General features: G+C 69.4%; 3 protein-coding genes and 1 pseudogene. 2 read left to right on the forward strand and 2 right to left on the reverse strand.

Annotated features, from left to right (window positions below; translation table 11 throughout):
- Window positions 1-1,068: pseudogene (locus B4E30_RS14635) on the forward strand (L-serine ammonia-lyase, iron-sulfur-dependent, subunit alpha); the annotation flags it as partial.
- 131 nt (window positions 1,069-1,199) lie between these two features.
- On the opposite strand, the gene B4E30_RS14640 reads toward B4E30_RS14635, so the two are convergent.
- Window positions 1,200-2,213: a hypothetical protein gene (locus B4E30_RS14640; protein WP_286795865.1), complete on the reverse strand. Its 1,014-nt coding sequence runs from the start codon at window positions 2,211-2,213 to the stop codon at window positions 1,200-1,202.
- A gap of 255 nt (window positions 2,214-2,468) precedes the next feature.
- On the reverse strand, window positions 2,469-2,900 hold the full coding sequence (locus B4E30_RS14645; RefSeq protein ID WP_286795867.1) for a MarR family winged helix-turn-helix transcriptional regulator: 432 nt from the start codon (window positions 2,898-2,900) through the stop codon (window positions 2,469-2,471).
- A 41-nt stretch (window positions 2,901-2,941) separates the two neighbouring features.
- On the opposite strand from B4E30_RS14645, the gene B4E30_RS14650 reads away from it, so the two are divergent.
- Entirely contained in the window at window positions 2,942-4,756 is a 1,815-nt protein-coding gene (locus tag B4E30_RS14650) for a DUF2207 domain-containing protein (RefSeq protein WP_286795869.1), read from the forward strand.
- The last annotated feature ends 172 nt before the right edge of the window (window positions 4,757-4,928 follow it).

Raw genomic sequence — 4,928 nt, forward strand, 5'->3', positions numbered from 1 at the left:
CGGCGTGCTGGCTGAGGAGACCTATTACTCCGTGGGCGGCGGGTTCATCCGGCGCGACGGCGAGGCCCCGAGGATCGGAGCGACTCCGTCACCGATCCGCTTCGATTCGGCGGAGGAGCTGCTCGCGATCTGCGACGAGCGCCACCTGCCGAGGCCGCGCGCATGAACGAGACGGCGCTTCGCTCGGAGGCCGAGGTCGCGGCCGGCCTCGATCGCATCTGGGATGCAATGGCCGGCTGTGTGACGGCGGGTCTGCACGCCGACGGGGTGCTGCCGGGCATGCTGAAGGTGAAGCGGCGCGCGAGCGCGATCCGAGCACAGCTCGAGGACGCCACTGCAGCCGGTGGTCGCGAGCTGCCGGGAGAGTGGCTCGGCGCGTTCGCCCTAGCCGTGAACGAGGAGAACGCCGCCGGAGGCCGGGTCGTCACCGCGCCGACGAACGGCGCGGCCGGAATCCTGCCGGCGGTCGCGATGTACTGGTGGCGCTTCCTGGCCGACTCGGGACTCGGCGCCGGAAACGCCGTCACGCCCCACGGGGAACTGGGCGGCAGCGCCCTCTTCGGGTTCGGCACCGCGGGCGATGTCGCCGACGCGGGGGATGGCGACGCCGTCGCGGAGGCGAACCGCCGCCGCGGCATCCGGCGCTTCCTTCTCACGGCGACCGCTCTCGGGTCGCTCTTCAAGGCGAACGCGTCGATCTCGGGGGCGGAAGGCGGCTGTCAGGCCGAGGTCGGGTCGGCGTGCGCGATGGCGGCCGGCGGGCTGACGGCGGTGATGGGCGGCACGAACCGCCAGATCGAGAACGCCGCGGAGATCGCGATGGAACACCATTTGGGCCTGACGTGCGATCCCGTCGGTGGGCTCGTGCAGATCCCCTGCATCGAGCGCAACGCGATTGCCGCATCCACCGCCGTCACCGCAGCGCGGCTGGCCCTGCGTGGCGACGGGTCGCACTTCGTGTCGCTCGATGCGGTCGTCGAGACGATGCGTCAGACCGGCATCGACATGTCGCACAAGTACAAGGAGACCAGCGAGGGCGGTCTCGCGGTGAACGTCATCGAGTGCTGACCCGCCGCATGCCGCATCTTCCGGTTCACCTGTCACGGGATGCCATATCCGTTGGTTCATGTGTCACCGGATGCCGCATCGGCTCCGGAAACCGGCATCGAATGACAACCGAACACCACGACCGCGCTAGGTCACGCGGACGGATCGCGTGCCCAGCCGCGCTGTTCGAGATGGTGGCGGATGCGGGTCACGGCGAGGGTGACACTCGGGGCGAGGTGGATGGCTGAGAACCTCAGGACGGTCCATCCCAGATCCTGATATCGCCCGTACTTCTCGATGTCGCGATTCCACTGGCGGCGGTCGGTGCGATGGTGGTCGCCCTCGCACTCGATCAGGAGGCTGAAGTCCGGATAGGCGAACTCCGTGCACCCGACGAGGTTGCCGCGATCGTCTCGCACATCGTGATCGAGGATCGGATCGGGGAGCCCCGCACGCCACAGCCCGAGGCGAAGCGCGGTCTCGGTGGGGCTCGCCACCCCTTCGCGCACGAGCGGCAGTGCCTGGCGGAGTGCGGATGCGCCGATCCGGCGACCGGCTTCGATCGAGGCCTCGAGCTGAGCGAACGTCGCGAGGGCGGTCTCCGGTCCGGTGCGATGCCCATCTTCGGTGCGAGGTCGGTGGAGAAGTGCATCTCCGGCGGCGACGAGGTCGTCGAGCGAAAGGATGCCGCCGAGCTGCGCCCAGGTCGCCGCGGGCGACGCGATGCGCATCCCGTCGCGGATCCGGACCGAGACGAGGTGAGCCGCCAGTTGGTGACCGCGGACCCCCGCCGCGCGCGGCGCACGGTGCGGCGCGGCGACGGAGACGTCGAGGGCGTCCGGCTCGAGAGCGCCGCTCGGAAGGGGCAGCCCCCACAGCGCGGCCGCCGTGCCATGACTGAAGAACGCGTGGTCCGACATCACCGTGTTGTAGGCGGCCGCCCTCCTCGCCGTGTCCTGCCGTCTTCGTCGCGCGGCGGCAGCGCCGGGCGTCGCGGTCTCCGACGCGATGTCGGCGGCGCCGGTCGTACGCATCCGAGCGCCGATGAACGGCATCTCCAGGTCCCGTCCGCGCAGGCGTCGTGCGCTCACGCCCATCCGGCGGGCCTCTGCGACGGAGAAGGCGACGCCCAGCCGCGGATCGATCGGCTCCGGTCGTCGTGGCATGCACCCGACTATCGCGTCACCGCTCGCGCCGCACCCGCCACTTCCCGGCATCCGGGGATGACGCTGCTTCCTCCCGCTCTGTGGAGGAGCCGTGCGCCCGATTCATATGGCGCAGGATGTCGCATCCCGCCATTCACCGGTCGCGGGATGTCGCATCCGGGGCCGAAACCGACGATAAGCGGCAACCGAACACTCTCGAGCGACATCGAGCGGCAACCGAGTGCTCCCGCAGAAGGCGCGAAGAGCGGCAGGGGATCAGGCGCGAGCTCGCAGCTTGGCCGTGATGTCGCGGAGTCGGGCGAGTTCGTCGTCGTCGAGGCACGACATCCGGTCCGCGATGGAGCGGGCGTGCTGCGACGCCACACGACGGAAGGTGGTCGCGCCGCGCTCCGTCGCGCGCACGAGCGAGCCGCGACCGTCGTCGGGATCGGGGCATTTCGAGATCAGGCCGCGCTGCACCATCCGGTCGACCAGGCGCGACACGCTCGGCTGGCTGATGAGCATGTTGGCGGTGATGTCACGCAGGCGCGCGGTCATCTCGGACCCGCGCGTGACTGTCAGCAGCACGTCGTATTCGCCCTGGCCGAGCTCGTCGTCATGGAAGTCGGCGCTGATCTCGTCGAGAATCTCGTGCTGGGCGCGAAACAGGCTCTCCCACGCTTCCACGGCGAGACGGCGATCGGTCATGGAGAAAGAGTAGGCCGAATCGTGCCCCCTAGGCTGGAGACATGTCTGTCACGGGGGCGGTCCAGGATGTGCGCGCGCGTCTGAAGCGGAGCGTCGTCGCCGCCGTGGCGCTCGCGATCGCCCTCGTCGCCGTCGGTTCGGCTCCGGCGGCCGCCGCCGATGTCGACGACTTCTCGTTCGCGAGCATGCACGCCGACTACACCCTCGGCCTCGACGAGAACGGCCACACCACCCTGCACGTCGTGGAGACCTTCGTCGCCGAGTTCCCCGACTCCGACCAGAACCGCGGCATGCGGCGGATCATCCCCGACACCTACAACGGTCAGCCGCTCTTCCCGGAACTCCTGTCGGTCACCGACGGAGACGGACGGCCCCGCGCCGTGGAGGTGGAGCAGGAGGACGGATCGTTCGTCATGACCTCCGCCGCCGACGACTACGTGCACGGCGAGCAGACCTACGTGTTCACGTACGAGCTCGAGAACGTCACGTGGCGCTTCCCGGACACCGGCGACGAGTTCTACTGGGACATCAACGGCCTCGACTGGCGTCAGCCGTTCGGCGACGTCTCGGTCACGCTCACCGTCGAACCCGAGCTCGCCGACTCCCTCACGGGCGAACAGGCGTGCTATTTCGGTCGCGACGGCGTCGCCGACGCCTGTCCGATCAGCACGAACCAGGGCGAGGATGGAACCGTCGTGATCGAGGCCGGCGGTGTTGCGCTGGACCGGTTCGAGACGGTGACCATCGCGGTCGGGTTCGAGGACGACACGTTCGTGCTCTTCGATACGAGCTACCTCGCCTCGCCGTGGGGGTGGGCACAGGGTCTGTCGGGGCTCGGGATGATCGGGGCTGTGGTCTTCGCGATCGTGCACCGGCGGCGTTCGCTCTCCGACGCGCCCGGTCGCCCGACGATCATCGCCGAGTTCACCCCGCCGCGGCAGGTGGATGCGCTCGAGTCGGCCGTGATGCTCGGGCGCACGATGAAGGCGATCCCCGCCGAGGTTCTCGAACAGGCGATCGTCGGGAGCATCCGGATCGTCGAGGGGGACAAGAAGTTCTTCGGCGGCACCAAGCTCAAGGCCCAGCTGCTGGACCGCAGCCGGGCCGACGGCGACGGGCGCATGCTTCTTGACGGACTGTTCGGGCCGTCTGGGGCGCCCGGGGCGGAGTACGAGTTCGGCTCGCAGGACCGGCGCTTCTCGACGGCGGCGCAGAAGATCATCAAGGCCGCGAATCGAGAGCTGACACGCGCCGGCCTGCGTCGCCCGGTCCCTGGGCGTGCGCGCGCGCTGCCGATCCTCGTCTCGCTCGGCGTCATGGCCCTCACGGTGGTGCTCGGCGTCGTGGCGATCTCGTCGGGGGTGGATGCGGGCATCCCGCTGTTGGTGATGTTCGCCTCGATCGCGCTGGCGGTGCTGACGATGGTCCTGGTCGCACGCAAGCCGCTGAGCGCCGAGGGCGCCGAGGTGCGTGACCACCTCAAGGGCCTCGAGATGTTCATCGAGTGGGCCGAAGCCGACCGTATCCGCATGCTGCAGTCACCCGCGGGCGCGGAGCGGGTGTCGGTCGATCCCGGTGACCGGGTGCAGATGATCCGCCTGTACGAGAAGCTGCTTCCGTACGCGGTCGTCTTCGGTCAGGAGAAGGCGTGGGCACAGCAACTCGCCGTCATGTACGGCGCGGGTGTCGCGCCGTACTGGTACTACGGCACCGCCGGGTTCGACTCCTCGTCGTTCTCCAGCGGCATCGCGTCGCTGTCGACGGCGGCCGCATCGTCGTCGTCGACGTCGGGCGGCTCCAGCGGCGGCGGTTCTGCCGGCGGGGGTGGCGGCGGAGGCGGTGGCGGCGGGGTGTGAATCACCACCGCGGTTCTCGTCGCGGCGTGGCGGCGAGAGTGAGGGCCGGTCGGAGAGGCTTCCGACCGGCCCTTTCCCTTTGCACCAAGAGCAATCACATGCCGGTGATCGCCACAGCAAAACGATCACCGTGCGAGCACTCTATAACGAAAAGGTAACGCTGCGGAAGCCC

This window comes from Microbacterium sp. UBA3394, from assembly GCF_002358725.1.
Classification (GTDB): domain Bacteria; phylum Actinomycetota; class Actinomycetes; order Actinomycetales; family Microbacteriaceae; genus Microbacterium; species Microbacterium luteum.

Coding starts and splice junctions, on each gene's coding strand:
- B4E30_RS14640 (WP_286795865.1), bottom strand. CDS start 2,213: ATGCCACGACGACCGGAGCCGATCGATCCGCGGCTGGGCGTCGCCTTC.
- B4E30_RS14650 (WP_286795869.1), top strand. CDS start 2,942: ATGTCTGTCACGGGGGCGGTCCAGGATGTGCGCGCGCGTCTGAAGCGG.
- B4E30_RS14645 (WP_286795867.1), bottom strand. CDS start 2,900: ATGACCGATCGCCGTCTCGCCGTGGAAGCGTGGGAGAGCCTGTTTCGC.